The organism is Micromonospora sp. NRRL B-16802 (assembly GCF_001279555.1).
Taxonomy (GTDB): Bacteria; Actinomycetota; Actinomycetes; order Mycobacteriales; family Micromonosporaceae; genus Micromonospora; species Micromonospora profundi.
In genome coordinates this window covers 1-24798 of record NZ_LGEB01000072.1, presented here as the reverse complement: position 1 = coordinate 24798, position 24798 = coordinate 1, and the positions used below count along the sequence as shown (strand labels likewise).

The window sequence follows — 24798 nt, the reverse complement described above, 5'->3', positions numbered from 1 at the left end:
CCACCCCCGAAGGGACGACATGGACCTCGCCGCCCCGCCCACGCAGCTGCCCGACGCCCTGCGCCTGCGGCGCCACCTGCACATCGGCGGCGAATGGACGTCTCCCGCCGGCACCGACGTGATCGACGTGGAGAACCCGAGCACCGGCGACGTCGTCGGGCAGGTGCCCGCCGGCACGGCCGCCGATGTGGACGCGGCCGTCGCCGCTGCCCGCGCCGCCTTCCCGGGCTGGGCGGCCACCGCGCCCGCCGAACGATCCGCGCACCTCGACCGCCTGCACACCGCGCTCGCCGCCCGCGCCGACGACCTCGCCCGAACCATCGCCGTCGAGCTGGGCGCGCCGCTCAAGCTCGCCACCCGGGTGCAGGTCGCGCTGCCGCTGACAGTTCTGCGCGACCACGTCGCCCTCGCCGCCCGTCCTCCGGTCGAGGAGAGCATCGGCAACTCCCTCGTCGTCCGCGAACCGGTAGGCGTCGTCGGCGCGATCACCCCGTGGAACTACCCGCTGCACCAGGTGATGGCCAAACTGGCGCCCGCCCTGGCCGCCGGCTGCACCGTGGTTCTCAAACCCAGCGAGCTGACCCCGCTGACCGCGTACCTGCTCTTCGACGCCGTCACCGAGGCAGGGCTCCCACCGGGTGTGCTGAACCTGGTGCCGGGCACCGGCGCGGTGGTGGGCGAGGCGCTCGCCGGGCATCCCGACGTCGACCTGGTGTCGTTCACCGGCTCGACAGTGACCGGCACGCGGATCATGCGACTCGCCGCCGACCGGATCGCCCGGGTCGCGCTGGAGCTGGGCGGCAAGTCCGCCAACGTGATCCTTCCCGACGCCGACCTGACCACCGCCGTCAAGGTCGGGGTCGGAAACGCCCTGCTCAACTCCGGCCAGACCTGCACGGCGTGGACCCGGATGCTCGTGCACCGCGACCGGTACGACGAGGCGTTGGAACTGATCGCCACGGCGGTGGCCGGCTACCGGCTCGGCGATCCGTTCGACCCGTCCACCCGGCTCGGTCCGCTGGTCTCCGCCGCCCAGGCCGAGCGGGTCCGCGGTCACGTCGAGCGGGCTGTCGCCGACGGCGCGCGGCTGGTCGTCGGCGGCCCCGACGCGCCGGTCCCCGCGCAGGGCCACTTCGTCGCACCGACAGTCTTCGCCGACGTCCACCCGGACAGCGCCCTCGCCCAGGAGGAGGTCTTCGGGCCGGTGCTCGCCGTCATCCCGTTCGACGACACCGACGAAGCAGTGGCCATCGCCAACAACTCGAAGTACGGGCTGGCCGGCGCGGTGTGGTCCACCGACCCCGACGCGGCGCTCGCGGTGGCCCGCCGACTGCGTACCGGCGCCGTCGACATCAACGGGGCGTCGTTCAACCCGCTCGCCCCGTTCGGCGGCTACAAGCAGTCCGGCCTGGGCCGGGAGTTGGGCGTGCACGGCCTCGCCGAGTTCTGCGAGCTGAAGGCGATCCAGCGATGACCGGCCCCGTACCTGCGGGCGGTCCTGTGCCGTCGGGTGGCTCCGCGCCGGCGGGTGGCTCCGCGCCGGTCACCGTTCGCGCGCTTGTCGCGCGGGGAGCCGGCGCCGAGCTGCGGGTCGAGCGGGTACGCCTGCCCGCGCCCGGCCCCGGCGAGGTGCGGGTGGCGATCCGGGCCGCCGGCGTCTGCCACTCCGACCTGTCCATGGTGAACGGCACACTGGCCGCGAGGTTCCCGCTGGTGCTTGGCCACGAGGCGACCGGTGTGGTGGCCGAGGCCGGGCCGGGCAGCCGGCTGGAGGTCGGTACGCCCGTGGTGCTCAACTGGGCGCCCGCCTGCCGGGTGTGCTGGTGGTGTCAGCACGGCGAGCCGTGGCTCTGCGCCGCCAACACCGCCCCGACGGTGGAGCGCGGCACTACCGACGACGGCGACCCCGTGCACCTCACCCTCGGCCTCGGCGCGCTCGCCGAGGCGGTGGTGGTGCCCGAGAGCGCCGTCATCGCGATCCCCGCCGGGTTGCCTGCGGAGCGGGCCGCCCTGCTCGGCTGTGCGGTACTGACCGGCGTCGGCGCTGTCCGCAACACCGCCCGGGTCGCGCCCGGCGACGCGGTGGCGGTCGTCGGGCTCGGCGGGGTCGGGCTCGCGGTGCTCACCGCCGCCCGGCGGGCAGGCGCCACGACGATCCTCGCGGTCGACGTCGCCGAGTCGAAGCGGGAACTGGCGCTCGCCGCCGGGGCCACCGACTTCCTGCTCTCCGACGACCGGCTCTCCAAGGAGGTACGGGCGCGCACCGAGGGTCGGGGCGTCGACCACTCCTTCGAGTGCGTCGGACGTGCCGCCACCATCCGGGCGGCGTGGCGGCTCACCCGGCGCGGGGGAGCGGTGACTGTGGTCGGCATGGGCGCCAAGGACGACATGGTGAGCCTCGGCGCGCTGGACATCTTCCACTCCGCGCGGACGCTGCGCTCCTCCGTGTACGGCTCGTCCGACCCCGACCGTGAGGTGCCCGAGTTGGCACGCGCGGCGCTCGACGGGACGCTGGATCTGTCCCCGCTGGTCAGCGGGGTGGTCAGCCTCGACGAGGCGCCGGCGGCGTTCGACCGGTTGGCGCGGGGCGAGGGCGCCCGCTGGGTGGTCAGCCTCGACTGACCACCCGGCCGGCCGTCACTTGCCGGTGACGATGCCCGGGTTGATGCACAGACCCGGGTTGGCGCCGTTCTTCTCGGCGATCTCCAGGCAGCGGGTCACCTTGTCGACCTTCGCGTTGGTCTCGGTGATCTGCTTGGAGATGTCGGCGTTCTTGCGGTCCTGCTCCAGGTTGCGGGTCTGCGCCAGCTTGTCCTGGAACGCCTTGATGTTGCCCTCGGTCTTGTCGTCGTGGTTGACCCGCGTGATGGTCACCGAGAGGATGTCGACGTCCTCGGCGAGTCGACCCTCCGCGCTGCTCTTGATGTTCGCGGCGAACGGCTTCAGGTCGACGTTGAGGTTGCCGGTCTGCGCGTCGATCCGCTCCAGCGGGTTGTACGTGGCGAAGGCGTCGTTCACCGCGCTGTCGAGCTGCACTCCCACCCGCTGGCCCTGGAAGCTCACGAAGTCTCCCTTGTAGTCCATGAACTGCTTCGGCGCGTTCTCCGGCTTGACCTGCCACTCCACGAGCACCTCGACGCACGCGTCGGCGAGCGTGCCGGTGCGCACGCGTACGCAGTTGTCGCCGCCGATGTGGTCGTACTTCTGCCGGCCCGCGTCCCACTCGCCGACCTTCTGCCAGGGCGCCACCCACTTCAGGCCCGAACCGGTCACCTCGCCGGTGGGCTTGCCGAAGCTGGTGACGATGCCGACCGAGCGGATGGGCACGGAGTGGGCGCTGGAGGCGACGCCGATCAGCACTGTGACGGCGAGGAAGCCGAGCGCCGCCAGGGCGGCCGTCTGCTTCATCGCGCTCTTGGGCGCGACGAGTGCCAGGATGGCGCTGACCGCCATTGCGATGGCGAAGACGATCGCCATGGTGAAGCCGACAGGCATGGGGTGGGGACCTTTCGTTGGCCGTGTTGATCATCAACATAAGGGGCCCGGTCAAGCCGGCCGTGCCCCCGCTGGCGTGCGTGCTCGCCGCGCGCCGCCGGTAAATTCCGCGACGGCGCATCCACCGCGCGTCGTTTCAGCGAATCCCGGATGGAGAACACCTACCCGGGGGTACGTCTGGTGCTTACCGATCCGATGCCGGCGGATGCCGTGGAAACCACGCGCAAGCGCATCCGGCTGGCCACCGAGGACCTGGACGGCAACCGTGTCGCCACGGTGCTGCTGGAGATGGCCGAAGCCTGGGGTGTGCCGGCGCTCTGGGAGCAGATCTGCCGGCCGCTGCTCGCTCAACTGCCGGGGCGGACGCCCGCCGAGATCGCCATCGAGCACGCCCTGTGCGAGGGCATGCGGGTCGGGTTGGACGTGTACCGCAGGCAGCCCGGCCGGTCGCTTCCCAGCGGCGGGGTGCTGCTGGCCGGTGCCGAACGGGAGGCGCACTGCCTCGGCCTGCACGCGCTCGCTGCCGCGCTGCGCGAGCGCCGGCACGGCTGCCTGCACCTCGGCCCCGCGCTGCCCTGGCCCGCGCTGACCAGCGCGGTGCATCGGGCCAACCCGCACACCGTCGTGCTCTGGTCGCAGACGCCTGTCACCGGCCGCGCGTACCGCCTGGTGCGCTTCGCCCGCGACTTCCCGCGCCTGCGGGTGTACGGCGCCGGGCCGGGCTGGATCGAGCCGCTCGCCGCGCCGGCGACCCACCTGGGTACGTTGCCGGCAGCCCTCGCCGCCTGCCTGGAAACGCCGCGGGCGCGCTGAGGTCGTGCCCGCGCGACGGCGAAGGCGTCGCGCGGGTGGACCTTTGCCCGGCCTCGGACGGCCCGGCCTCGGACGGCCTGTCCTCGGACGGCTTGCCCTCGGACGGCCTGTCCTCGGATGGCCAGCCGGAGGCCGGACCCCGGTCGGCCCATGGCCTTTGCACTGCTTCAACCCACGCACCGTCTTAGGGGCGTAACTGTTGCGTGGGTTGAAGCAGTGCAAAGGATGCGAAGGACTACCCCCAGGGAGGACGCTGTGCGGAGACGATCCGGGCTTCCCGGGAGATTGACGTGGGGTGGCGGGTGACACCGGTCACATACGATACGGATCCGTTCCGTATCGTAAATTCCGCGCCTACGCTGTCCCAGTTACGAGTCTGGCCCGTATCGTATTGCGCGACGGGGCGAACCGGGGGGAGAACCGGGCATGGAGCTGCACAACAACACGGGACATCCGAGGAGGTGGGCGATCCTGGGGGTGCTGGTGATCAGCCTCCTCGTCGTCGTCCTCGACAACACGATCCTCAACGTCGCACTGCGCACCCTGGCTGACCCGGTGCACGGCCTCGGCGCCACCCAGGGCGAGCTGGAGTGGTCCATCAACTCCTACACGCTCGTCTTCGCCGGGCTGCTGTTCACCTTCGGGGTGCTCGGCGACCGCTCCGGCCGCAAGCGCTTCCTGATGATCGGTCTGGTGCTGTTCGGGCTGGCGTCGCTGCTCTCGGCGTACGCCCAGAGCCCCGGTCAGCTGATCGCGGCCCGCGCCCTGATGGGGATCGGCGGCGCGGCCATCATGCCGGTCACGCTGTCGATCATCTCCAACGTCTTCGACCCGCGCGAGCGCGGCCGGGCCATTGGCGTGTGGGCCGGCGCGGTCGGGCTCGCGGTGGCGATCGGCCCGATCCTCGGCGGCGCGCTGCTGGAGCACTTCTGGTGGGGCTCGGTCTTCCTGATCAACGTCCCGGTGGTGGCCGCAGGCGTGGTCCTGGTCGCGCTGCTGGTCCCCGAGTCGCGTGACCCGCGCCCCGGCCGGGTCGACCTGCTCGGCGTCGTGCTCTCGGTGGTCGGCCTTGTCGCCCTCTCCTACGGCATCATCGACGGCGGCGAGCACGGCTTCGGCCGGCCGGTCGCCTGGGGTTCGATCCTTGTGGGCCTCGCCGTGCTGGTCTGGTTCGTGCAACACGAGCGGCGCAGCGACCACCCGTCGCTGGACGTCCGGCTGTTCAAGGTGCCCCGGTTCGCCGCGCCGGTGGCCATCGTCGGCCTGGTGTTCTTCGCCGCCATGGGTGTGATGTTCTTCAGCTCGTTCTACCTGCAGTTGGTGCGCGGCTACAGCCCGCTGCAGACCGGCCTGCTCTTCCTGCCGTTCGCAGGCGCCCAACTGGTCTTCGCGCCGCGCAGCGCAGCCATGGTCCGCCGCTACGGCGGCCGGGCCGTCGCCATCGTCGGGCTGGGGCTGACAGTGGTGGCGCTCGCCGCGTTCGCCTTCATCGGCGCGTCCACCCCGATCTGGGTCGTCCTTGTCGTCTTCTTCCTCCAGGGCGTCGGAATGGCAAACATCATGCCCCCGGCGACCGAGTCGATCATGTCGGCGCTGCCCCGGGAGAAGGCAGGTGTCGGCTCCGCGGTGAGCAACACCGTCCGCCAGGTGGCCGGCGCGCTCGGCGTGGCAGTCCTCGGCTCGGTGCTCTCGGCGGTCTACCGCAGCGACGTCGGCGACGCGCTGACCGGCCTACCGCCACAGGCACGCGACGCGGCCAACGAGTCGATCTCCGGGGCGTACGCCGCAGCCGGGCAGCTCGGCCCGGCGGCGCCGACGCTGATCTCGGCGGCCAACGACGCCTTCGTTACCGCAATGCACTGGGCTGCCGGCCTCTCCGCGGTGGTCGCGGCGCTCGGCATGCTCGTGGTGCTGCGCTGGATGCCGGGCCGCAACGCCATGACCGACGCCACGACGGCACCCGTCGCCGAACCCGAGTTGGCCGGAACGGCGTAGGTCCGGGAACAATGTCCGACATGAGATCCACTGCCGATGCTCCGCGGTCGCCCGGGCGACCGCGGAGCCTCCGCGCCGATGAGGCGATCATTGAGGCCACCCTCGACCTGCTCGCCGAGGGCAGCAACGTCGAGGCGCTCTCGATCGAGGCGATCGCCAGCCGCGCCGGGGTCGGCAAGGCCACCATCTACCGCCGCTGGGCCGGCAAGGACGCCTTGCTGCTCGACGCGCTGCGTCGGCTCAAGGGCGTCCTGCCGCAGCCGGCCGGCCACTCCATCCGGGACGACCTGATCCTGCTCGTCGGCGCGATCGGTAAGAACGTCGACCCGCGGGCGGAGAAGATCATGCCGTGCCTGGTGCCGGCGGTGAACCGCAGCACCGATCAGTACCAGCTCTACCAGAACATCATCGCGCCCCGGCGACAGCTGATGCGCGAGGTGCTCAGGCGCGGCGTCGACGAGGGCGTGCTCCGGGCCGACGTCGACATCGAGGTGACAATGGCGCTGCTCACCGGGCCGATGCTGATCCAGCGGGTGCTGCAGTGGAGCCCGGATCTCAACGACGTCGACCTGCCGGAGCGGGTCGTCGACGCCGTCCTCGAAGGGATCCGCGCGCGCTGATCAGGCAGACGCGCGCAGGCGGTGCAGGCGTAGCGCCAACTGCACCTCCAGCGCCCGCTCGGGCCGCTGCCAGTCCGCGCCGAGCAGCTGCCCCACCCGCTCCAGGCGTTGCGTCACCGTGTTGACGTGCACGTGCAACTGCTCGGCGGCGCGGGCCAGGCTGCCACCGACGCCGAAGTACGCCTCCAACGTCTTCACCAGCGCGGTCCCCCGACGGGCGTCGTAGTCGACCACCGGCCCGACGGTGGCGGTGAGGAACTGGGTCACGTCCTTCTCGCCCCGGTCACCGACAGTGCCCAACAGCAGCCCCACGAAGCCCAGCTCGGCGGTGCTCGCGCCCTGACCGGTGCGACCCAGCGCGCCGAGCGCCGTCAGGCAACGGTCCGCCTCGTGGAACGTCCCCGCCAGCGTCGTCGGCCCGGTCGCGGGACCGCTCGCCCCGGCGGTCACCGGTCGACCCGTCACGCGGGACAGGTCCCGGGCCACCGCCCGGGCGCTGCCACCAGCGTCCTGACCGGGCAGCATCAGGACCACCCGTCCGTCACGCGCCGCCGCCAGGCCACCGCGCGCCGAGGCGTACGTGGTGGCCCAGGAGAGCACCCGCTGCCGGGCCGAGCCGGTGGCCGCGATCGCGTCGTCGTCCACCGCCACCAGCACGTACGGGGCGTCCAGGTCCACCCCGAGCCGGCGAGCCCTGCTGCGCAGGGCGTCGGTGTCCCGCAACGGTCGGGCGATCAGATCGTCCAACAGTTCGCCGCGTACCCGACCCTCCGCCTCGGCCACCGTCCGGCGGAACAGCAGCAGCAGCGCTGTCACCAGCGCGGCCCGCTCCAGGATCCGCTGGTCGGCGTCGACAAGCTCGTCGTCGGGCCGCAGTACCAGAGCACCCAGGTTCTCGGTGCCCGCCACCACCGCCGCGTACCAGAGCGGACCCCGGCGCACGCTGCGGCCCTCGGTGCGGGACGCGGCCACCGCCTCGACGATGTCCTCCCGGTCCGGTTCGTCGATCTCACCGACCCGGGCCAGCAACCGGCCCTGCGCGTCCAACGCCAGCAGCGCCCCGCCCAGCACCTCGGTCACCGCGGCCGCCACGTCCTCCACGCCGCCGCCGCGCAGCACCAGCGCTGTCATCCGGTCATGCGCGGCAGCGGCCCGCTCCACCGAACTGCTGTGCGCCCGGATGGTGGTGTTGGCGGCCGACAGTTCGGCGAGCGCCGAGCGGGTCTCGGCCAGCAGCCGGGCCGTGTCGATCGCCACCGCGGCGTGCGCGGCGAGTGAGACCAGCAGCGCCACCTCCTCCCGCACGAACGGCCGGGCCGAACGGTTGGCCGCGTAGAGCACGCCGATCGATGTGGAACCGAGCCGCAGCGGCACCCCGAGGATCGCCACCAGGCCTTCCTCGCCCACCCCGGCGTCGATCTCCCCGGTGTGGTGGAAGCGCTCGTCCTCGCCGTAGTTGGCGGTCACGTACGGGGCGCCGGACTGGGCCACCAGACCACCGAGGCCGGCGCCCATCGGCAGCCGCAGCCGCTGGAAGCGGGCCGACACGGACCCGTCGGTCACCCGCATGTAGGTGTCGCCGCGCTCGTCGTCGTTGAGCGTCATGTACGCCACGTCGGCGCCCAGCAGGTTGCGCGCCCGGTGCACGATCGCCCGCAGCACGTCGTCAAGGTCGCGCAGGCCGGCCAGGTCGCTCACCGTGTCGTACAGACCGGAGAGCTCGATCTCCCGGCGGCGTCGCCGCTCCAGCAGCGCGCGGACCCGCAACGCCACGGTCCTTGCCTGCTCCAGCTCGGCCAGCCGTTCGGCCGGCGCCCCGGCGGCCCGCGCGGCCACCAACGGACCTTCGAACTCCACCGCCGCGGCCTCACGGGCGAGCAGTTCCAGAAACTCCACAGGCGACGACATGGTCGACATTGTGCGGGGACCCACTAGTTGGCCGTCCAGCCCCCGTCGAGCGCGATCGACGCGCCGGTGATGAAGGCCGCCGGCGGCGAGCACAGGTACGCGAGCAGCTCGGCCACCTCCTCGGGCTCGATCAGCCGCTTGATCGCCGCCCGGGCCAGCATGATCTTTTCGATCACCTCGGGTTCCGGGATGCCGTGGCTGGCCGCCTGGTCGGCGATCTGGCTCTCCACGAGCGCAGTGCGGACGTACGCCGGATTGATGCAGTTGGCGGTGACCCCGTGCGCGGCGCCCTCCAGCGCCACCACCTTCGACAGCCCTTCCAGGGCGTGCTTCGCCGTGACGTACGCCGCCTTGTACGGCGAGGCCCGCAGCCCGTGCACCGACGAGATGTTGACGATCCGGCCCCAACCCTGGGCGTACATGTGCGGCAGCGCGCGGCGGACCAGCAGGAACGGCGCCTCCACCATCACCCGCTGGATGTACTCGAACCGCTCGACGGGGAAGTCCTGCATCGGCGCCACGTGCTGGAGCCCGGCGTTGTTCACGACGATGTCCACGTCCACGTCGAGGCGGTCCACTGCCGCCGCGTCGGCCAGGTCCACCCCCTCGGCGCGCCCGCCCGCCTCGGCGGCGACCGCCCGGGCCGCGTCCAGGTTCCGGTCCACCACGAGTACCGTGGCGCCGGCCGCGCCCAGCCGCAGGGCGCACGCCCGCCCGATGCCGCTGCCGCCGCCGGTGACCAGGGCGGTGCGACCGGTGAGGTCGAGCTGTACGACGTGGGGGACCGCCACGGGTTCTGCCGTCATGGCGCATGAAGTTACGAGCTGAGTGCGCCCCGGCACATGGGCCAGAGCCACATACTCCAGGGCAAAGCTGTGTGCCCACCCCCGCCCACCACTCCTCATGCGCCCGCTCGCCTTTGCCTGCGCGGCTGGGCGTCCGCAGCGGGCTGGGCGCCCGCCCACCGCCGCCGATCTTGCACTTGCTGCCCGGTCGAAAAGGGCAAAACGGATCAAGCGGCGACCGAAAGTGCAAGATCGGCGCGGGGCACGGGGCGCGGGACCGGAGGGGCGTGTCCCGTGGGGCTGGTGGGAGGGCTGGCAGTTAGGGTGTCGAACACACGTACTGCTGACGGCTGGGGAGGGGGCGGCGTGCGCGTGCTCGGTGTGGACCCGGGGTTGACCCGGTGTGGGGTGGGCGTGGTCGAGGGTGTGCCGGGCCGCCCGTGCACGCTTGTCGCCTACTACGTGGTCTACACCGATCCGGCCGACGACCTGGCGCTGCGCCTGCTGCACCTGGACCGGTCGCTCACCAAGCTGGTCGCCGAGCACCAGCCGGAAAGCGTCGCCGTCGAGCGCGTCTTCAGCCAGCACAATGTGCGTACGGTGATGGGCACCGCGCAGGCCAGCGGCATCGCGGTGCTGGCGGGGGCGCGTGCCGGGCTGCCGGTGCAGACGTACACCCCCAGCGAGGTGAAGGCGGCGGTGACCGGCTCGGGTCAGGCCGACAAGGCGCAGATGACAGCGATGGTGACCCGGCTGCTGCGGCTGGCCGAGCCGCCGAAGCCGGCCGACGCCGCCGACGCCCTCGCCCTGGCCATCTGTCACGTCTGGCGCGGCGGCACCCGCTCGAAGCTGGCCGCCGCGGCCGACCGGGCACGACGAGGAGGAGCACGATGATCGCCAGCGTGCGCGGCACGGTGACCGCGACGGGTCCGGACCTGGCCGTGATCGAGGTCGGTGGGGTCGGCCTGGCCGTGCACTGTGCCCCCGGGACGATCGCGGAGCTGCGGGTCGGCCAGGTCGCCCGGCTCGCCACGAGCCTTGTGGTGCGGGAAGACTCACTGACCCTCTACGGCTTCGCCGACGACGACGCGAAGTCGTTGTTCGAGCTGCTCCAGACGGCAAGTGGGGTCGGCCCTCGGCTGGCCCAGGCGGTGCTGGCCGTGCACACCCCGGACGCGGTGCGCAAGGCCATCGCCAACGCCGACACCGCGGCCCTGACCCGGGTGCCGGGGATCGGCAAGAAGGGCGCCGAGCGTCTGGTGCTGGAACTGCGCGACCGGATCGGCCCGGTGTCCATCGGCGCCGACGGCGTGGGCGGCGTGACCGCAGGCGCCTGGCCCGACCAGGTCCGCCAGGCGCTCGTGGGCCTGGGGTGGACGGCAGGGCAGGCCGACCAGGCGGTGGCCGCTGTCGCGGAGACCATCGACGGGGCCACCCCGCCCGTGCCGGTGCTGCTCAAGCAGGCCATCCGCCTGCTCGGTCGTACCCGATGAGCGAGACCGAAGGGCTCGTCTCGGCGTACGTCAGCGACGCCGAGCGGGACGCGGAGGCCACCGTACGACCGAAGCGGCTGGCCGAGTTCATCGCCCAGGACCGGGTCCGCGACCAACTTGACCTGCTGTTGCAGGGGGCCATGCGGCGTGGGTCGCCGCCGGATCACATCCTGCTCTCCGGGCCGCCCGGGTTGGGTAAGACCAGCCTGGCCAACATCGTGGCCGCCGAGCTGGGCGCGGGCATCCGGGTGACGAGCGGGCCGGCGATCGAGCGTTCCGGTGACCTGGCGGCGATCCTGACAAGCCTGGCCGAGGGCGATGTGCTCTTCATCGACGAGATCCACCGGATCGCCCGGCCCGCCGAGGAGCTGCTCTACAGCGCGATGGAGGACTTCCGGGTCGATGTGGTGGTGGGCAAGGGGCCGGGGGCCACCGCGATCCCGCTCGATGTCGAGCCGTTCACACTTGTCGGTGCGACAACGCGGTCCGGGTTGTTGACAGGCCCGATGCGGGACCGGTTCGGCTTCGTCGCCCACCTTGATTTCTACGCCCCGGCCGATCTGGAGACGCTGCTGCACCGTTCGGCGCGGATCCTCGGTGTGCCGATCACGGCCGAGGGTGCCACGGAGATCGCCGGCCGGTCGCGGGGCACTCCCCGGATCGCCAACCGGCTGCTGCGCCGGGTCCGCGACTACGCGGAGGTGCGGGCCGACGGCGTGGTCGATCTCGACACCGCCCGTGCGGCCTTGATCGTGTACGACGTCGACGCGCTGGGTCTGGACCGGCTGGACCGGGCGGTGCTCACCGCGCTCGTGGACTCGTTCCGGGGCGGCCCGGTGGGCCTGTCCACCCTCGCCGTGGCGGTGGGGGAGCAGCCGGACACTGTCGAGGAGGTGTGCGAGCCGTTCCTGGTGCGCGCCGGCCTGCTGGCGCGTACGCCGCGCGGCCGGGTGGCCACCGAGGCTGCCTGGCGGCACCTGGGGCGCACACCGCCGAATGGTACATTTGGGGTAGATGTCCCATCGACGCCCGATCTGTTCTCGGTGGATACCGATCAGCCGTGATGTGAACGTGATCTGTGCCGCATTCGGTGTTCTCAGGTGCAGGGATTAGACTTCGCCGCGGTCTGTACAGGACGTGAGAGTCCGCCTCCGCTCCGGCGCATCCCGCGCCGTGACGGAGGCCAATGGGAAGGTTTTTAACGTGCATTACGCACAATCGGCAGGCGGGGCCGGCAGCTTCACGCCGATCCTGATGATCGCGCTGCTCTTCGGTGTCATGTACTTCATGATGATCCGGCCCCAGCAGAAGCGCCGCCGCGAGGCAGAGGCTATGCAGTCGAACCTCGGCCCCGGCGACGAGGTCGTGACCATCGGCGGGCTCTACGGCACCGTCACCGGCATCGAGGACGACAGCGTCCTGCTCGAGGTCGCTCCGGGCGTGCAGACCCGCTACGCCCGCCCGGCCATCGCCCGGGTGGTCACCCGCGCGGAACTGCCGAGCGAGCCGGTCACCGAGGACGCGGACACCGCCAAGGACTGACGCCCCCATCGGCGGCGGTGCTTCCGGCGTACGGCCGGACGACCGCCTCCCGGGGGTGCCGTGCCCGACGGGGCAGCGGACGTGACGTGAAAACTGGATAGTTGGGTCGACGCCGGACGTCGGCACGTCCCGTGACCGCCAGCGTCCGCGCCGGTGGGTCCGGCTCCGTGTCGGCGTCATGCCGACCCAGTCAGACCCCGTCGGCCGGACCCCCGGCCCGACACTCGCCGCCGCCGCCGCGTGCAGCGGCGCGACCGTACAGGGAGACAGACAACCGTGGCACCACCTCAGGGACAGATGCGCCCCGGCCGGCAGCTCGCCGTGCTCGGGGCCATCTTCGTGGTCCTCTACCTTCTGGTGTTCTTCGCGGGCGGTGCCAGCGGCAGCTTCAAGGATCGGCTTGAGCCTCGGCTCGGCCTGGACCTGATCGGCGGCACCCGGGTGACGCTGGAGGCGACAAACAGCGTCGACGGCAAGCCCCCGACGGCGGACAACCTCGAAGAGGCCCGGCAGATCATCGAGAGCCGGGTCAACGCGTTCGGCGTGGCCGAGGCCGAGGTGGTCACCGAGGGCAACCGGAACATCGTCATCTCCCTGCCCGGTGAAAACCGCGACCTCACCGACGTGGGCAGCGCGGCCGAGCTGCGGTTCCGCAAGGTGCTGAAGGCCGCCGACGGCAGCGGAGCGATCGCCGCACCGCCGGCCGCCGAGCCGAGCCCGTCCGGCAGCCCGGCTCCGTCCGGCAGTGCTGCCCCGACCCCGTCGGGCAGTGGCGCGCCGAAGGCGACCGCGTCGCCGAGCGGCGGTCAGGGCGGGATGGCCCCGGCATCGCCGAGCGCCACTCCGGCCCCGTCGGCCTCGGCGAGTGCCGCGCCGTCGGCGAGCGCCAGCACCGAGCCGGTGCCGGCGAGCATCGAGGAGCAGCGCAAGGCCGTCGAGCAGAAGGTCGGCGCCGCCGCGTGGCAGGCCGCCAACGGTCTGCAGGGCCCGGCCGACCTGACCGCCGACCCGTCGCTCGCCGACAAGCTCAAGCCGTTCGGCACGCTGTCTCCGCAGGAGGTGGCGGTGTTGCCGGCGCAGATGCAGTTCAACGTGCCGACGATCGGCTGCGCGCAGCTCGACAAGCGCCCGCCGGCGTCGATCTCCGACCCGAAGCAGCAGGTCGTCTCCTGCGAGGACGGCGTCTCCAAGTACCTGCTCGACCAGGCCAAGGTGCTCGGCACCGACGTGTCGGACGCCGACGCGGTGCTCGACCAGACCAACGCCTGGGTGGTCAGCCTGGACTTCACCGGCAAGGGCCAGGGCAACTGGACGGCCCTCACCCGTGAGGCGTTCAACAACGAGGGCGGGGCCTGCGACGCGACAGCCCTGGGCCAGGACGGCAAGTGCCGGGTGGCCGTCGTGCTGGACAACGAGATCGTCTCCTCGCCGGAGATCCAGGGCGTGCTGACCGGCAACTCCCAGATCACCGGCAACTTCACCCAGAAGGACGCCAGCACCCTCGCGGGTCAGCTCCGCTACGGCGCGCTGCCGGTGACCTTCGAGCAGCAGGAGGCGCAGAACGTCACCGCCACGCTGGGTGCCAGCCACCTGCGCGCCGGTCTGCTCGCCGCCGGCATCGGCATGCTGCTGGTCATCATCTACGCGTTCTTCTACTACCGGCTGCTCGGCTCGGTCATCTTCCTGAGCCTCATCCTCTCCGCGCTGCTGGTCTTCGGCGCGCTCGTGGTGCTCGGCAGGCAGATCGGCTTCACGCTCACCCTCGCCGGCATCGCCGGCATGATCGTCTCACTCGGTGTGGCGGCGGACTCGTTCGTCATCTACTTCGAACGGTTGAAGGACGAGATCCGGGAGGGACGCAGCCCACGCAGCGCCGTACCCCGGGCCTGGATCCGAGCCCGCCGGACGATCATCTCGGCAAACGCGATCACACTGCTCTCGGCTGTGGTGCTCTACGTGGTATCGGTCGGCACGGTCAAGGGCTTCGCGTTCGCGCTCGGCCTCGCCACAGTGCTCGACCTGGTGGTGGTCTTCCTCTTCCGCCACCCGATCATGACGATGTTCGCCCGGACCCGGGCGTTCCTGTCCCCGCGGGTCAGCGGGCTCGGCCGGGCGCTTCCGGCCCGGACCCAGCAGACTCAGCCCCGCAACCCGCGCGCCAAGGAGGCCTGAGATGGCTGACAACAGTTTGGCGAGTCGCCTCTACAACGGTGAGGCCGGTCTCAACGTCGTCGGCCGGCGCAAGCTCTGGTTCGGCGTCGCCGGGGTCCTCGTCCTGATCGCGATCCTCAGCATCTCGATCCGGGGGTTCAGCCTCGGTATCGAGTTCGCCGGCGGTAACTCGTTCTCGGTACCGGCCAGCGTCGGCACGCTGGAGCAGGCCGAGGAGGAGGTCAACGCCGCCCTCGCCGCCGAGAACACAGGCGTCGAGGTGGCCACCGCGCAGCAGGTCGGCGGCACCGGCGGCGACTCCTACGAGCTGCGTACGCCGCAGCTCAGCGTCGAGCAGACAAACGCGGTCAAGGCCCAGATCGCCGAGGACTTCGGTCTGGAACCCGGTCAGATCAGCAGCAACCAGGTCAGTGAGGCGTGGGGCAGCCAGGTCACCGAGCGGGCCGTGCTCGGTCTGGTGGTCTTCATCGCGCTGGTGATGCTCTACCTGATCCTGCGCTTCGAGTGGCGGATGGCCGTCGCCGCCGTCACCTCGCTGCTGCTGAACCTGATCCTCACCGCCGGCATCTACTCGCTCGTCGGCTTCGAGGTCACCCCGTCGACGATCATCGGTTTCCTCACGATCCTGGGCTTCGCGCTCTACGACGTGGTGGTGGTCTTCGACAAGGTGGAGGAGAACACACGGGGCATCACCGCCAACAACAACCAGACGTACGGCGAGGCGGCCAACCTGGCCGTCAACCAGAGCCTCATGCGGTCGCTGAACACGTCGGTCGTGGCGCTGCTGCCCGTCGGTGGTCTGCTCTTCATCGGCGCCGGCCTGCTCGGCGCGGGCACGCTGAAGGACCTCGGCCTGGTGCTGTTCGTCGGTATGGCGATGGCCTTCCTGACCTCCATCCTGGTGGCCACCCCGATGCTGGCGCTGCTGAAGAACTACGAGCCGCGTATCCAGGCGCACAACAAGCGGGTGCAGGCCCGCCGCGGTGCGCTGGCGCGTGGCGAGGTCCCCACGAAGGGTGCCGCGAGCCCGGCCCGGACCGAGACGGACGACGCGCCCCTCGACCCGGACAACGCCGCGTTGGCCGGCGCCGCTCCCAAGGTGGGCGCCCGGCCGGCGGGCAAGCGGCCCACCGGTGCCCGGGGCGGTCGCCCGGGTGGCGGCGGCAGCCGGCCGGGTGGCGCCAAGCGGCGCTGACCGGCGGCAGCGCCCAGGCGGCGCTGACCAGCCGTAGCGCTGACCGGCGGTGACGCCGAGCGGCGCTGAACGGCCCGGGTGAGCCCGGGAGGACATGACCGAACGGCGTCCGGCATGCTGTGCGAGCAGCACTGCCGGACGCCGTTGTCGTCGGAAGGGAACGGAACTGCCGTGACGGAGACCCACAGCACCGCACCGCGCGGGGACCTCGGCCCGGAGACCGCCCGGCTGGTCGCCAGTCGGGTGCTGGACGTGCCGGACTTCCCCCAGCCCGGTGTCCTGTTCAAGGACCTGATGCCGCTGTTCGCCGACGCGAAGGTGTTCCGCGACGTGGTCGACGGGATCGTGGCATACCACGGGCGGGATGGCTTCGATGTCGTGGTCGGCATCGAGGCGCGCGGGTTCGTGGTGGCGGCGGCCGTCGCGTACGCGGCAGGGGTGGGCGTGGTGCCCGTCCGCAAGGCCGGCAAACTGCCCCGCCCGGCGCACTCGATCTCCTACGCCCTCGAATACGGCGAGGCCACCCTGGAAGTGCACGAGGACGCCTTCACCGCGGGTCACCGCGTGCTTGTGGTCGACGACGTGCTTGCCACCGGTGGCACTGCCGAGGCGACCCTGGACCTGGTCGAGCGGGCCGGTGGGACCGTCAGCGGCTTCACCGTACTGCTGGAGTTGGGTTTCCTGGGTGGCCGTGAGCGGCTGGCACCGCGTCCGGTCCATGCCCTGCTGACCGTTTGATTCGCGGCCCGTCAAGCGGACCCCGCGCCGACCGTCCGGCGGAGCGGCAGGGGACCGTCCGTGCGGGTAGCATTGCCCTTTGCTGACGCCGGCGGTACCCCGCTCGGCGACGCGAGACCAGGCCGGCCGATCTACGGCCGGTGTTTTCCCGGCGAGCGGTGAGGAGGCCGGTGTCCCACGATGTCGTCCCTCCGGCGGAGGGCACGGTGCACCCGACAGGCGACGCTGACGGCTCGGTGACCGACCGGAACGCTGACGCTCCGGCCCGGGTGACGGGCTCCGGCAAGGGCTCGGGCAACGGCTCCGGCAGGGCTGCGATCGACGGCACGACTGTGACGCCCGCCGCCACGGCGGGCGGCGTCGAGTCGTCCCTCGGCGCTGACGGGGTGGTGGTCCCGTTCCCGACCGACGCCGGTGTCGACCCGTCGCCCAGCGGCGGGTTCGGGCTGTCCAACGCGCCCACCGGTCGGCGGGTCCGGGCCCGGTTGGCCCGGTTCAACGCGCCCTGGCAGACCTCGCAGGTAAGCGAGGTGCTGGAGCCGCTCATCGCCAGCCACCGGGAGAACCACCCCAAGGCCGACGCACGTTTGTTGCAGCGGGCCTTCGACACGGCGGCGCGGTGGCACTCCGGGCAGTACCGCAAGTCCGGCGACCCGTACATCACCCACCCTCTTGCCGTGGCGACGATCCTCGGCAACCTGGGGATGGACACCACCACGCTTGTCGCCGCGCTGCTGCACGACACCATCGAGGACACCGAATACACGCTCGACCAGATGCGCGTCGACTTCGGCGGCGAGGTCGCCCTGCTTGTCGACGGCGTCACCAAGCTCGACAAGGTAAAGCTCGGCGACGCGGCGAAGGCCGAGACGATCCGCAAGATGGTCGTGGCGATGGCCAAGGACCCGCGGGTGCTGGTGATCAAGCTGGCCGACCGGCTGCACAACATGCGCACCCTGACCTTCCTGCCCCGCCCCAAGCAGGAGCAGAAGGCCAAGGAGACCCTGGAGATCCTGGCGCCCCTGGCCCACCGGCTCGGTATGAACACGATCAAGTGGGAGCTGGAGGATCTGGCGTTCGGCACGCTGTTCCCGAAGCGCTTCGAGGAGATCAACCGCCTGATCGGGGAGCACCAGCCGCAGCGCGAGGCGCTGCTGCGCCAGGTGACGCAGAAGGTGTCGACCGACCTCAAGGCCGCCAAGATCAAGGCGGACACCACCGGGCGGCCGAAGCACCTCTACTCGATCTACCAGAAGATGATCGTGCGGGGTCGCGACTTCAACGACATCTACGACCTGGTGGGTGTGCGGATCCTTGTCGACACGGTTCGTGACTGCTACGCGGCGCTGGGTGTGATCCACGCCAACTGGCAGCCGGTGCCGGGCCGGTTCAAGGACTACATCGCGATGCCCAAGTTCAACATGTACCAGTCGTTGCACACGACGGTCATCGGGCCCACCGGCAAGCCGGTGGAGATGCAGATCCGCACGTACGCGATGCACCGCACCGCCGAGTTCGGCATCGCCGCGCACTGGAAGTACAAGGAGCACAAGGGCACCCAGATCGTCGGCCCGCCGGCGCACATCGACGAGATGACCTGGCTGCGACAGTTGCTGGACTGGCAACGCGAGGCGGCCGACCCGAGCGAGTTCCTCGACGCGTTGCGCTTCGACCTGTCCAGCCAGGAGGTGTACGTCTTCACCCCCAAGGGTGACGTCATCCCGCTGCCGACCGGTTCGACGCCTGTGGACTTCGCGTACGCGGTGCACACCGAGGTCGGGCACAAGTGCATCGGCGCGCGGGTCAACGGCAAGCTCGTGCCACTGGAGTCGACGCTGTCCAACGGCGACGTGATCGAGATCTTCACGTCGAAGTCCGAGACGGCCGGCCCCACCCAGGACTGGCTGGGCTTCGTCAAGAGCCCACGCGCCCGTACCAAGATCCGTCAGTACTTCAACAAGGAGCGGCGCGAGGAGGCGATCGAGGCCGGCAAGGACGCGATCGTCAAGGCCATGCGCAAGCAGGGCATGCCGTTGCAGCGGATGCTCACCTCCGAGGCGCTCATGTCGATCGCACGGGACCTGCACCTGGCCGACGTGGCGTCGCTGTACGCGGCGGTCGGCGACAGCCAGGTCTCGGCGCAGTCGGTGGTGCAGAAGCTGATGGCCGCGTACGGCGGCGAGGAGGGCGCGGCGGAGGACATCGCCGAGACCGCCGTCGCCACCCGGCCGCCACGCAGCAGGCAGAGCAGCAGCGACCCCGGCGTGGTGGTCCGCGGCGTCAGCGACGTCTGGATCAAGCTGGCCCGCTGCTGCACACCGGTCCCACCGGACTCGGTCTTCGGGTTCGTCACCCGCTCCGGCGGGGTGAGCGTGCACCGCGACGACTGCGCCAACGCCGAGGACCTGCGGGCGCAGAGCGAGCGGGTCGTGGAGGTCAGCTGGAAGCTCACCTCCGCCTCGACCTTCCTGGTGGCCATACAGGTCGAGGCGCTGGACAGGCACAAGCTGCTCGCCGACGTCACGAGGGTGCTCTCCGACGAGCGGGTCAACATCCTCTCGGCCACCGTCACCACCACCCGCGACCGGGTGGCGGTGAGCCGGTTCAGCTTCGAGATGGCCGACCCGAAGCACCTGGGCCACCTCCTGGCCACCGTCCGCAAGGTCGACGGCGTCTTCGACGCGTACCGGGTCACCTCCGGGGCCTGACCCCGACAGCAAAGCGCCCGCCGGCTCAGCCGGCGGGCGCTTTCACGTGCGTGGGCGTCAGCCCTGCGGGTTGCTCATTGTGAGGTCCTTGATGACGATCTCCTTCTTCGGGTGACCGCCACCGGCCTGCTGGGCGAACGCCCCGTCGTCGCCGGCCTTTGCCACGTCCTTGACGATGTCCATGCCGCCGGTGATGGTGCCCAGCACGGTGTACGCCGGGTCCAGCGGCGAGTCGCCGTAGACGATGAAGAACTGGCTGCCGGTGCTGCCCGGCTGGCCGGAGTTGGCCATCGCGATGACGCCCTCCGGGTACGGCGGGCGCTTGTCGGTGGGCAGGTTCTCCTCGGCCTGGCGGTAGCTCGGGCCGCCGGTGCCGTCGGTGTCCCGCCAGCCCTTGCCGGTGGCGCTCGGGTCACCGCACTGAAGCACCTTGATGCCCTCGGTCACCAGGCGGTGGCACTTGCTGTTGTCGAAGAAGTTTTTCTCCGCCAGGTAGGTGAAGCTGCCCGCCGTGCACGGCGACAGCGACCTGTCGACCTTGGCGGTGATCGGACCCAGGTTGGTGTCGATCGTCATGGTCTGCACGCCGGTGGCGGACTGCTGGTTGCTGGGCAACCCGACGTCCTTGATCTGCGGGGACCGCTGGTCGGCGGGCAGCTCGGTGAACGCGCACTCGGCAGTGCCGGGCGCCGAGGCGGCCGTGTCGGTCTTGTCGTCGTCGCCGCCGAGGGTCATGGCCAGCCAGGCGGTGCCGGCGACCACGAGGACCAGGGCAGCCCCCGCACCGATGATCGCCTGGGTCTGCCGGCGCTTACGGGCCTTGCCCGCGCGCTCGGCCATCTCCTTCTCGAGCCGGGCGCGTGCCGCCGCGCGCTGCCGCTCTCTGGTGGACGTCACGCCTGGATCCTCCTGGCTGTCTGCTGCTTGGTGCCGCTCGGGTGGGTGGTGCTACCTGTCAACCCGCGCTCGGGCTGCTGGCCGGGGCGCTGGCGGGCGGTGCCGCGCCGGTGACCGGCTCACCGACGGTGAGGCTCTGGATCACCACGTCGGACTTGGGCCTGACCTTCGCCCCGGTCCCATTCTCCACGGTCGGCAGGGCACCGATCTTCTCCACCACGTCCAGCCCGCCGGTGACCTTGCCGATCACCGGGTACTTCGGGTCCGCTGTGGTGAAGTCCTTGAAGAAGATCAGGAACTGGCTGCCGTTGCTGCCCGGCGGGTTGGAGATCATCGCGACGGTCCCCTTGGGGTACGTCGGCGGCTGACCGGGCGCCGGGCTGGCCGACGGTGACGCCGACGGCACAGTCGGCAGGTCCTCGTCGTAGAAGGAGTAGCTCGGGCCGCCGAGACCGCTGCCGCTGGGGTCGCCGCAGCGAAGCGCGCCGTCGGCGGTGATCTCGTGGCACTGGGTGTTGTCGTAGAACGACCGGCTCGCCAGGTGGGCGATGCTCGCGGCGGCACACGGGGAAGTGGCCAGGTTGAGCTCGGCGGTGATCGGCCCGCCCTGGTTGGTGGTGACCGTCATCGCCCGGGTGCCCTCGGTGGGCAGACCCTTGGTCTCCGGTGTGCCGACGTCCTTGAGGTTGGTGTTGACCGCCGCGTCCTGCGGCGTCCAGACGCAGGTCTCCTCGACCGCGGCGTTCTGCTTCGGCTCCGAGTCGAACGCCCCGAGCGCCCAGGCCGAACCGGCCACGACCAGCGCGAGGACCAGGAAGACACCGACACCGGCCTGGATCTGTCGGCGGCGCCGCGTGGCGGCTGCCCGCCGGGCCAACTGTCGGTCGAGCTTGGCCCGCGCCAGTTTGCGCTGCCGGTCCCTGCTGGAAGCCACCAGTGCTCCCCTTTCCTCTGCCTGGTCGTCGCCGACGGCCGGGTGTCCCGGACCATCCGGCGTTTCGTGTGCCGCGCCACACGCCCGCCAGAGTGTACGGCTAGCGACTGGGAATGTGGTGTACGAGGTCCACCCCGTCCCGAGCAGCGCTTATCGGAGGCTGTCACTGTGCCCGTCGAGGCGCGAGGGGACGGACGCGGCGAACCCTCTCGCCGGGCCGGTTAGGCTGCTGGGCAGGACGACAGCTCGACGGAAGGACAGCGCCCGTGCTCGTGGCCGGCTTTCCCGCGGACGCCTTCGGCACCAACTGCTACGTGGTGGCGACCGCGCCGGGGGAGCAGTGTGTCGTGGTCGACCCCGGCATCGGGGTGCTCGACCAGCTCGACGCGCTCCTCGCCGAGCACCGCCTGCACCCGGCAGCAGTCCTGCTGACCCACGGGCACCTGGACCACACCTTCTCGGTCGCCCCGGTCTGCGGCGCGCGTGGCATCACCGCGTACGTGCACCCCGGCGACCGGGAGATGCTTGCCGACCCGGCCAAGGGTCTGTCGGCCGACCTGACCTCCCTCTTCGGCGGCCGGCTGAGCTACAGCGAGCCCGACGACGTGGCGGAGCTGACCGACGGCGCCACCCTCACCCTCGCCGGCCTGGAGATCGCCGTCGACCACGCACCGGGCCATACCGGCGGGTCGGTGCTGTTCCGGCTGCCCGGCGCGGGCTCGGGCTGGGAGGCTGACGAGATCTGCCTCTCCGGCGACGTGCTCTTCGCCGGGTCGATCGGCCGCACCGACCTGCCGGGCGGCAGCATGCCAGCCATGCTCGACAGCCTGCGCGACAAGATCCTCCCCTTGGCCGACGACACAGTCGTCCTGCCCGGGCACGGTCCCAGCACCACGATCGGCCGCGAGCGCGCCAGCAACCCGTACCTCATCGAGGTGGCGGGGTCGGTGCCCGCCGCGCCCACCCGGGGTCTTTGAGAAACGTCCGCGCCGGTCGCGGACCCACGACACCACCGCGCCGCGGGCGCGGAACCGCAAGGAGTACGCCCATGAGCAAGCCCACGCCCATCTCCGGCTTCCCGGAGTGGACCCCCGGCCAGCGGATGATCGAGCAGTTCGTGCTCGACAAGATCCGGGGAACGTTCGAGTTGTACGGGTTCGCGCCGCTGGAGACCCGCGCGGTGGAGCCGCTCGACCAGCTGCTGCGCAAGGGCGAGACCTCCAAAGAGGTGTACGTGATCCGGCGGTTGCACGCCGACGCCGAGGGCGGCGGCGGTGACGACCAGCTCGGCCTGCACTTCGACCTGACCGTGCCGTTCGCCAGGTACGTGCTGGAGAACGCCGGCAAGCTCGCCTTCCCGTTCCGCCGCTACCAGATCCAGAAGGTGTGGCGGGGGGAGCGCCCGCAGGAGGGGCGCTACCGGGAGTTCGTGCAGGCCGACATCGACATCGTGGACCGGGACTCACTCGCCCCGCACCACGAGGCGGAGATCCCGCTGGTGATCGGGGACGCGCTGCGCTCGTTGCCGATCCCGCCGGTGACCATCCAGGTCAACAACCGCAAGGTCTGCGAGGGCTTCTACCGGGGGATCGGGCTGACCGACCCGGAGGCGGCGCTCCGTGCCGTCGACAAGCTCGACAAGATCGGCCCGGCGAAGGTGGCCGAACTGCTGGCCCAGACCGCCGGTGCGAGCGAGGCGCAGGCCAAGGCGTGCCTGGCGCTTGCCGAGATCTCCGCGCCGGACGCGTCGTTCGCCGACGCCGTACGCGCCCTGGGCGTTACCGACCCGCTGCTCGACGAGGGCATCGAGGAGCTGGTGCGGGTCGTCGAGACCGCCGCCGAGCACTCGCCCGGCCTGTGCGTCGCCGACCTGCGCATCGCCCGGGGGCTCGACTATTACACCGGCACCGTCTACGAGACCCAACTGCGCGGCTACGAGCGGTTCGGCTCGATCTGCTCCGGCGGTCGGTACGACAGCCTGGCCACTCTCGGCGCCACCTCGTTCCCTGGCGTGGGGATCTCGATCGGGGTGACCCGGCTGCTCGGGCTGCTCTTCGGCGCGGGCGAGCTGTCGATCTCCCGTTCGGTGCCCACCTGTGTCCTGGTGGCAGTGACCGGCGAGGAGCAGCGTGCGGCAAGCAACCGGGTGGCCGAGGCGCTGCGGCGACGCGGGGTGCCGACCGAGGTGTCGCCCAGCGCGGCGAAGTTCGGCAAGCAGATCCGCTACGCCGAGCGGCGCGGCATCCCGTACGTCTGGTTCCCGGGCGTCGACGACGCGCCCGACGAGGTCAAGGACATTCGCTCAGGTGAGCAGGTAGCTGCCGACGCGGGGGAGTGGATGCCGCCCGTCGAGGACCGTACGGCGAGAGTCAACTGAGTCTCACCACTGGCGCGCAGAGCCGCGGGGACCTACGGTAGCGTAAGTTACGCCACCGTAGGGAGTTTCTCGTGACCATGAGCACCACGCTGAGCCAGACCGCACTCCTCGTCGAGCTGGAGCCGGTTGTCGCACGCAACCTGGACCGCCACCTCTCGCTGGCCAAGGAGTGGTTCCCGCACGAGTACGTGCCGTGGAGCGAGGGGCGCACCTTCGACGGGCCGCTCAATGGTGAGGCGTGGTCGCCGACCGACTCGACAATCCCGGACGTCGCCCGCACGGCGCTCATCGTCAACCTGCTGACCGAGGACAACCTGCCCTCGTACCACCACGAGATCGCCACCCTGTTCGGTCGCGACGGCGCGTGGGGCACCTGGGTGCACCGGTGGACCGCCGAGGAGGGCCGCCACGGCACCGCCATCCGCGACTACCTGACCGTCACCCGGGCCGTCGACCCGGTGGCGCTGGAGCGGGCCCGGATGACCCACATGGCCGCCGGCTACGTCAACGTGCACGACGACGAGGTGCTGCACTCCCTGGCGTACGTCTCGTTCCAGGAGCTGGCCACCCGCATCTCGCACCGCAACACCGGCAAGGCCACCGGCGACCCCGCCTGCGAGGCGCTGCTGGCCCGGGTGGCCGCCGACGAGAACCTGCACATGGTCTTCTACCGCAATCTGCTCGCCGCCGCGTTCGAGCTGGCCCCGAGCCAGGCCATGCGGGCCGTCGCGGACGTGGTGGCCGACTTCCAGATGCCCGGCAACGGCATCGACGGCTTCGCCCGCAAGTCGGTGGCGATCGCCCTGGCCGGCATCTACGACCTGCGCCAGCACCGCGACGAGGTGCTCCAGCCGGTGCTGCGGCAGTGGGACGTGTTCAACGTGACCGGCCTGAACGCCGACGGCGAAGCCGCCCGCGAGCAGCTCGCCGCCCAGCTCGACGAACTGGACCGCGCTGCGAGCCGCTTCGAAGAGAAGCGAGCAGCCCGAGCAGCCCGCCTAGCCCTCCGCTAAGCCCAACCCCCCACCCCCACCCCCGCGACCTTGCACTTTGTGTCGCCGCGAATCGGTGCAATGCGCCTGTTTCGACGACCGAAAGTGCAAGATCGCGGGGGTGGGGGTGGGGG

21 protein-coding genes are annotated in these 24798 nt (G+C 71.2%); 16 read left to right on the top strand and 5 right to left on the bottom strand.

Annotated elements, in window-relative coordinates; all coding sequences use genetic code 11:
* Positions 1–19 precede the first annotated feature (19 nt).
* Together ADK66_RS20390 and ADK66_RS20385 are read left to right on the top strand one after the other, a co-directional pair.
* On the top strand, positions 20–1474 hold the full coding sequence (locus ADK66_RS20390; protein ID WP_053657704.1) for an aldehyde dehydrogenase family protein: 1455 nt from the start codon (positions 20–22) through the stop codon (positions 1472–1474).
* Positions 1471–2622, top strand: a complete 1152-nt coding sequence (locus ADK66_RS20385) for a zinc-binding dehydrogenase (protein ID WP_082377571.1) — start codon at positions 1471–1473, stop codon at positions 2620–2622. The genes ADK66_RS20390 and ADK66_RS20385 overlap by 4 nt, the downstream gene beginning before the upstream one ends.
* Positions 2623–2637: 15 nt before the next feature.
* Here ADK66_RS20385 and ADK66_RS20380 read toward each other — a convergent pair whose 3' ends face one another.
* Positions 2638–3495 (bottom strand): SPFH domain-containing protein, encoded by an 858-nt coding sequence (locus ADK66_RS20380; protein ID WP_053657700.1) that lies wholly within the window; start codon positions 3493–3495, stop codon positions 2638–2640.
* 150 nt (positions 3496–3645) lie between these two features.
* Between ADK66_RS20380 and ADK66_RS20375 the strand changes: the two genes are divergently transcribed.
* The 3 genes from ADK66_RS20375 (at position 3646) to ADK66_RS20365 (ending at position 6923) form a co-directional block, all read left to right on the top strand.
* Positions 3646–4308: a transcriptional regulator gene (locus ADK66_RS20375; RefSeq protein WP_157552715.1), complete on the top strand. Its 663-nt coding sequence runs from the start codon at positions 3646–3648 to the stop codon at positions 4306–4308.
* Between the two features lie 426 nt (positions 4309–4734).
* Entirely contained in the window at positions 4735–6303 is a 1569-nt protein-coding gene (locus ADK66_RS20370; RefSeq protein ID WP_053657697.1) for an MFS transporter, read from the top strand.
* A gap of 11 nt (positions 6304–6314) precedes the next feature.
* Positions 6315–6923 (top strand): TetR/AcrR family transcriptional regulator, encoded by a 609-nt coding sequence (locus tag ADK66_RS20365; protein WP_053657695.1) that lies wholly within the window; start codon positions 6315–6317, stop codon positions 6921–6923.
* On the opposite strand, the gene ADK66_RS20360 is transcribed toward ADK66_RS20365, so the two are convergent.
* Both ADK66_RS20360 and ADK66_RS20355 read right to left on the bottom strand, forming a co-directional pair.
* Positions 6924–8840 (bottom strand): helix-turn-helix domain-containing protein, encoded by a 1917-nt coding sequence (locus ADK66_RS20360; protein WP_053657720.1) that lies wholly within the window; start codon positions 8838–8840, stop codon positions 6924–6926. It abuts the gene before it with no gap.
* 14 nt (positions 8841–8854) lie between these two features.
* The gene (locus ADK66_RS20355) at positions 8855–9637 is read right to left on the bottom strand and encodes a 3-hydroxybutyrate dehydrogenase (RefSeq protein WP_053657693.1); all 783 of its coding nucleotides are present in this window, start codon (positions 9635–9637) and stop codon (positions 8855–8857) included.
* Positions 9638–9982: 345 nt separating this feature from the next.
* On the opposite strand from ADK66_RS20355, the gene ruvC reads away from it, so the two are divergent.
* The 8 genes from ruvC (at position 9983) to ADK66_RS20315 (ending at position 19464) form a co-directional block, all read left to right on the top strand.
* Positions 9983–10510, top strand: a complete 528-nt coding sequence (gene ruvC / locus ADK66_RS20350) for a crossover junction endodeoxyribonuclease RuvC (RefSeq protein ID WP_053657691.1) — start codon at positions 9983–9985, stop codon at positions 10508–10510.
* The gene (gene ruvA, locus ADK66_RS20345) at positions 10507–11109 is read left to right on the top strand and encodes a Holliday junction branch migration protein RuvA (protein WP_053657689.1); all 603 of its coding nucleotides are present in this window, start codon (positions 10507–10509) and stop codon (positions 11107–11109) included. The genes ruvC and ruvA overlap by 4 nt, the downstream gene beginning before the upstream one ends.
* On the top strand, positions 11106–12173 hold the full coding sequence (gene ruvB, locus ADK66_RS20340; protein ID WP_053657687.1) for a Holliday junction branch migration DNA helicase RuvB: 1068 nt from the start codon (positions 11106–11108) through the stop codon (positions 12171–12173). Before ruvA ends, ruvB begins: the two co-directional genes overlap by 4 nt.
* A 139-nt stretch (positions 12174–12312) precedes the next feature.
* Positions 12313–12651, top strand: coding sequence for a preprotein translocase subunit YajC (gene yajC / locus ADK66_RS20335; protein ID WP_082377570.1), 339 nt, complete (start codon positions 12313–12315; stop codon positions 12649–12651).
* A 276-nt stretch (positions 12652–12927) separates the two neighbouring features.
* The gene (gene secD, locus ADK66_RS20330; protein ID WP_197281591.1) at positions 12928–14823 is read left to right on the top strand and encodes a protein translocase subunit SecD; all 1896 of its coding nucleotides are present in this window, start codon (positions 12928–12930) and stop codon (positions 14821–14823) included.
* 1 nt (position 14824) lies between these two features.
* Positions 14825–16018, top strand: coding sequence for a protein translocase subunit SecF (gene secF / locus ADK66_RS20325; RefSeq protein WP_053657683.1), 1194 nt, complete (start codon positions 14825–14827; stop codon positions 16016–16018).
* Between the two features lie 171 nt (positions 16019–16189).
* On the top strand, positions 16190–16756 hold the full coding sequence (locus ADK66_RS20320) for an adenine phosphoribosyltransferase (protein WP_053657681.1): 567 nt from the start codon (positions 16190–16192) through the stop codon (positions 16754–16756).
* A gap of 170 nt (positions 16757–16926) precedes the next feature.
* Positions 16927–19464, top strand: coding sequence for a bifunctional (p)ppGpp synthetase/guanosine-3',5'-bis(diphosphate) 3'-pyrophosphohydrolase (locus ADK66_RS20315; protein ID WP_053657679.1), 2538 nt, complete (start codon positions 16927–16929; stop codon positions 19462–19464).
* Between the two features lie 57 nt (positions 19465–19521).
* Here ADK66_RS20315 and ADK66_RS20310 read toward each other — a convergent pair whose 3' ends face one another.
* Positions 19522–20361, bottom strand: a complete 840-nt coding sequence (locus ADK66_RS20310) for a peptidylprolyl isomerase (protein WP_053657677.1) — start codon at positions 20359–20361, stop codon at positions 19522–19524.
* Positions 20362–20419: 58 nt separating this feature from the next.
* Positions 20420–21295, bottom strand: a complete 876-nt coding sequence (locus tag ADK66_RS20305) for a peptidylprolyl isomerase (RefSeq protein ID WP_053657676.1) — start codon at positions 21293–21295, stop codon at positions 20420–20422.
* Between the two features lie 266 nt (positions 21296–21561).
* Here ADK66_RS20305 and ADK66_RS20300 point away from each other — a divergent pair, with 266 nt between their 5' ends.
* The 3 genes from ADK66_RS20300 (at position 21562) to ADK66_RS20290 (ending at position 24685) form a co-directional block, all read left to right on the top strand.
* Positions 21562–22272: an MBL fold metallo-hydrolase gene (locus ADK66_RS20300; RefSeq protein ID WP_053657674.1), complete on the top strand. Its 711-nt coding sequence runs from the start codon at positions 21562–21564 to the stop codon at positions 22270–22272.
* A 71-nt stretch (positions 22273–22343) separates the two neighbouring features.
* Positions 22344–23672 (top strand): histidine--tRNA ligase, encoded by a 1329-nt coding sequence (hisS, locus tag ADK66_RS20295; protein ID WP_053657672.1) that lies wholly within the window; start codon positions 22344–22346, stop codon positions 23670–23672.
* A gap of 77 nt (positions 23673–23749) precedes the next feature.
* Positions 23750–24685: an acyl-ACP desaturase gene (locus ADK66_RS20290; RefSeq protein WP_053657670.1), complete on the top strand. Its 936-nt coding sequence runs from the start codon at positions 23750–23752 to the stop codon at positions 24683–24685.
* Positions 24686–24798 lie beyond the last annotated feature (113 nt).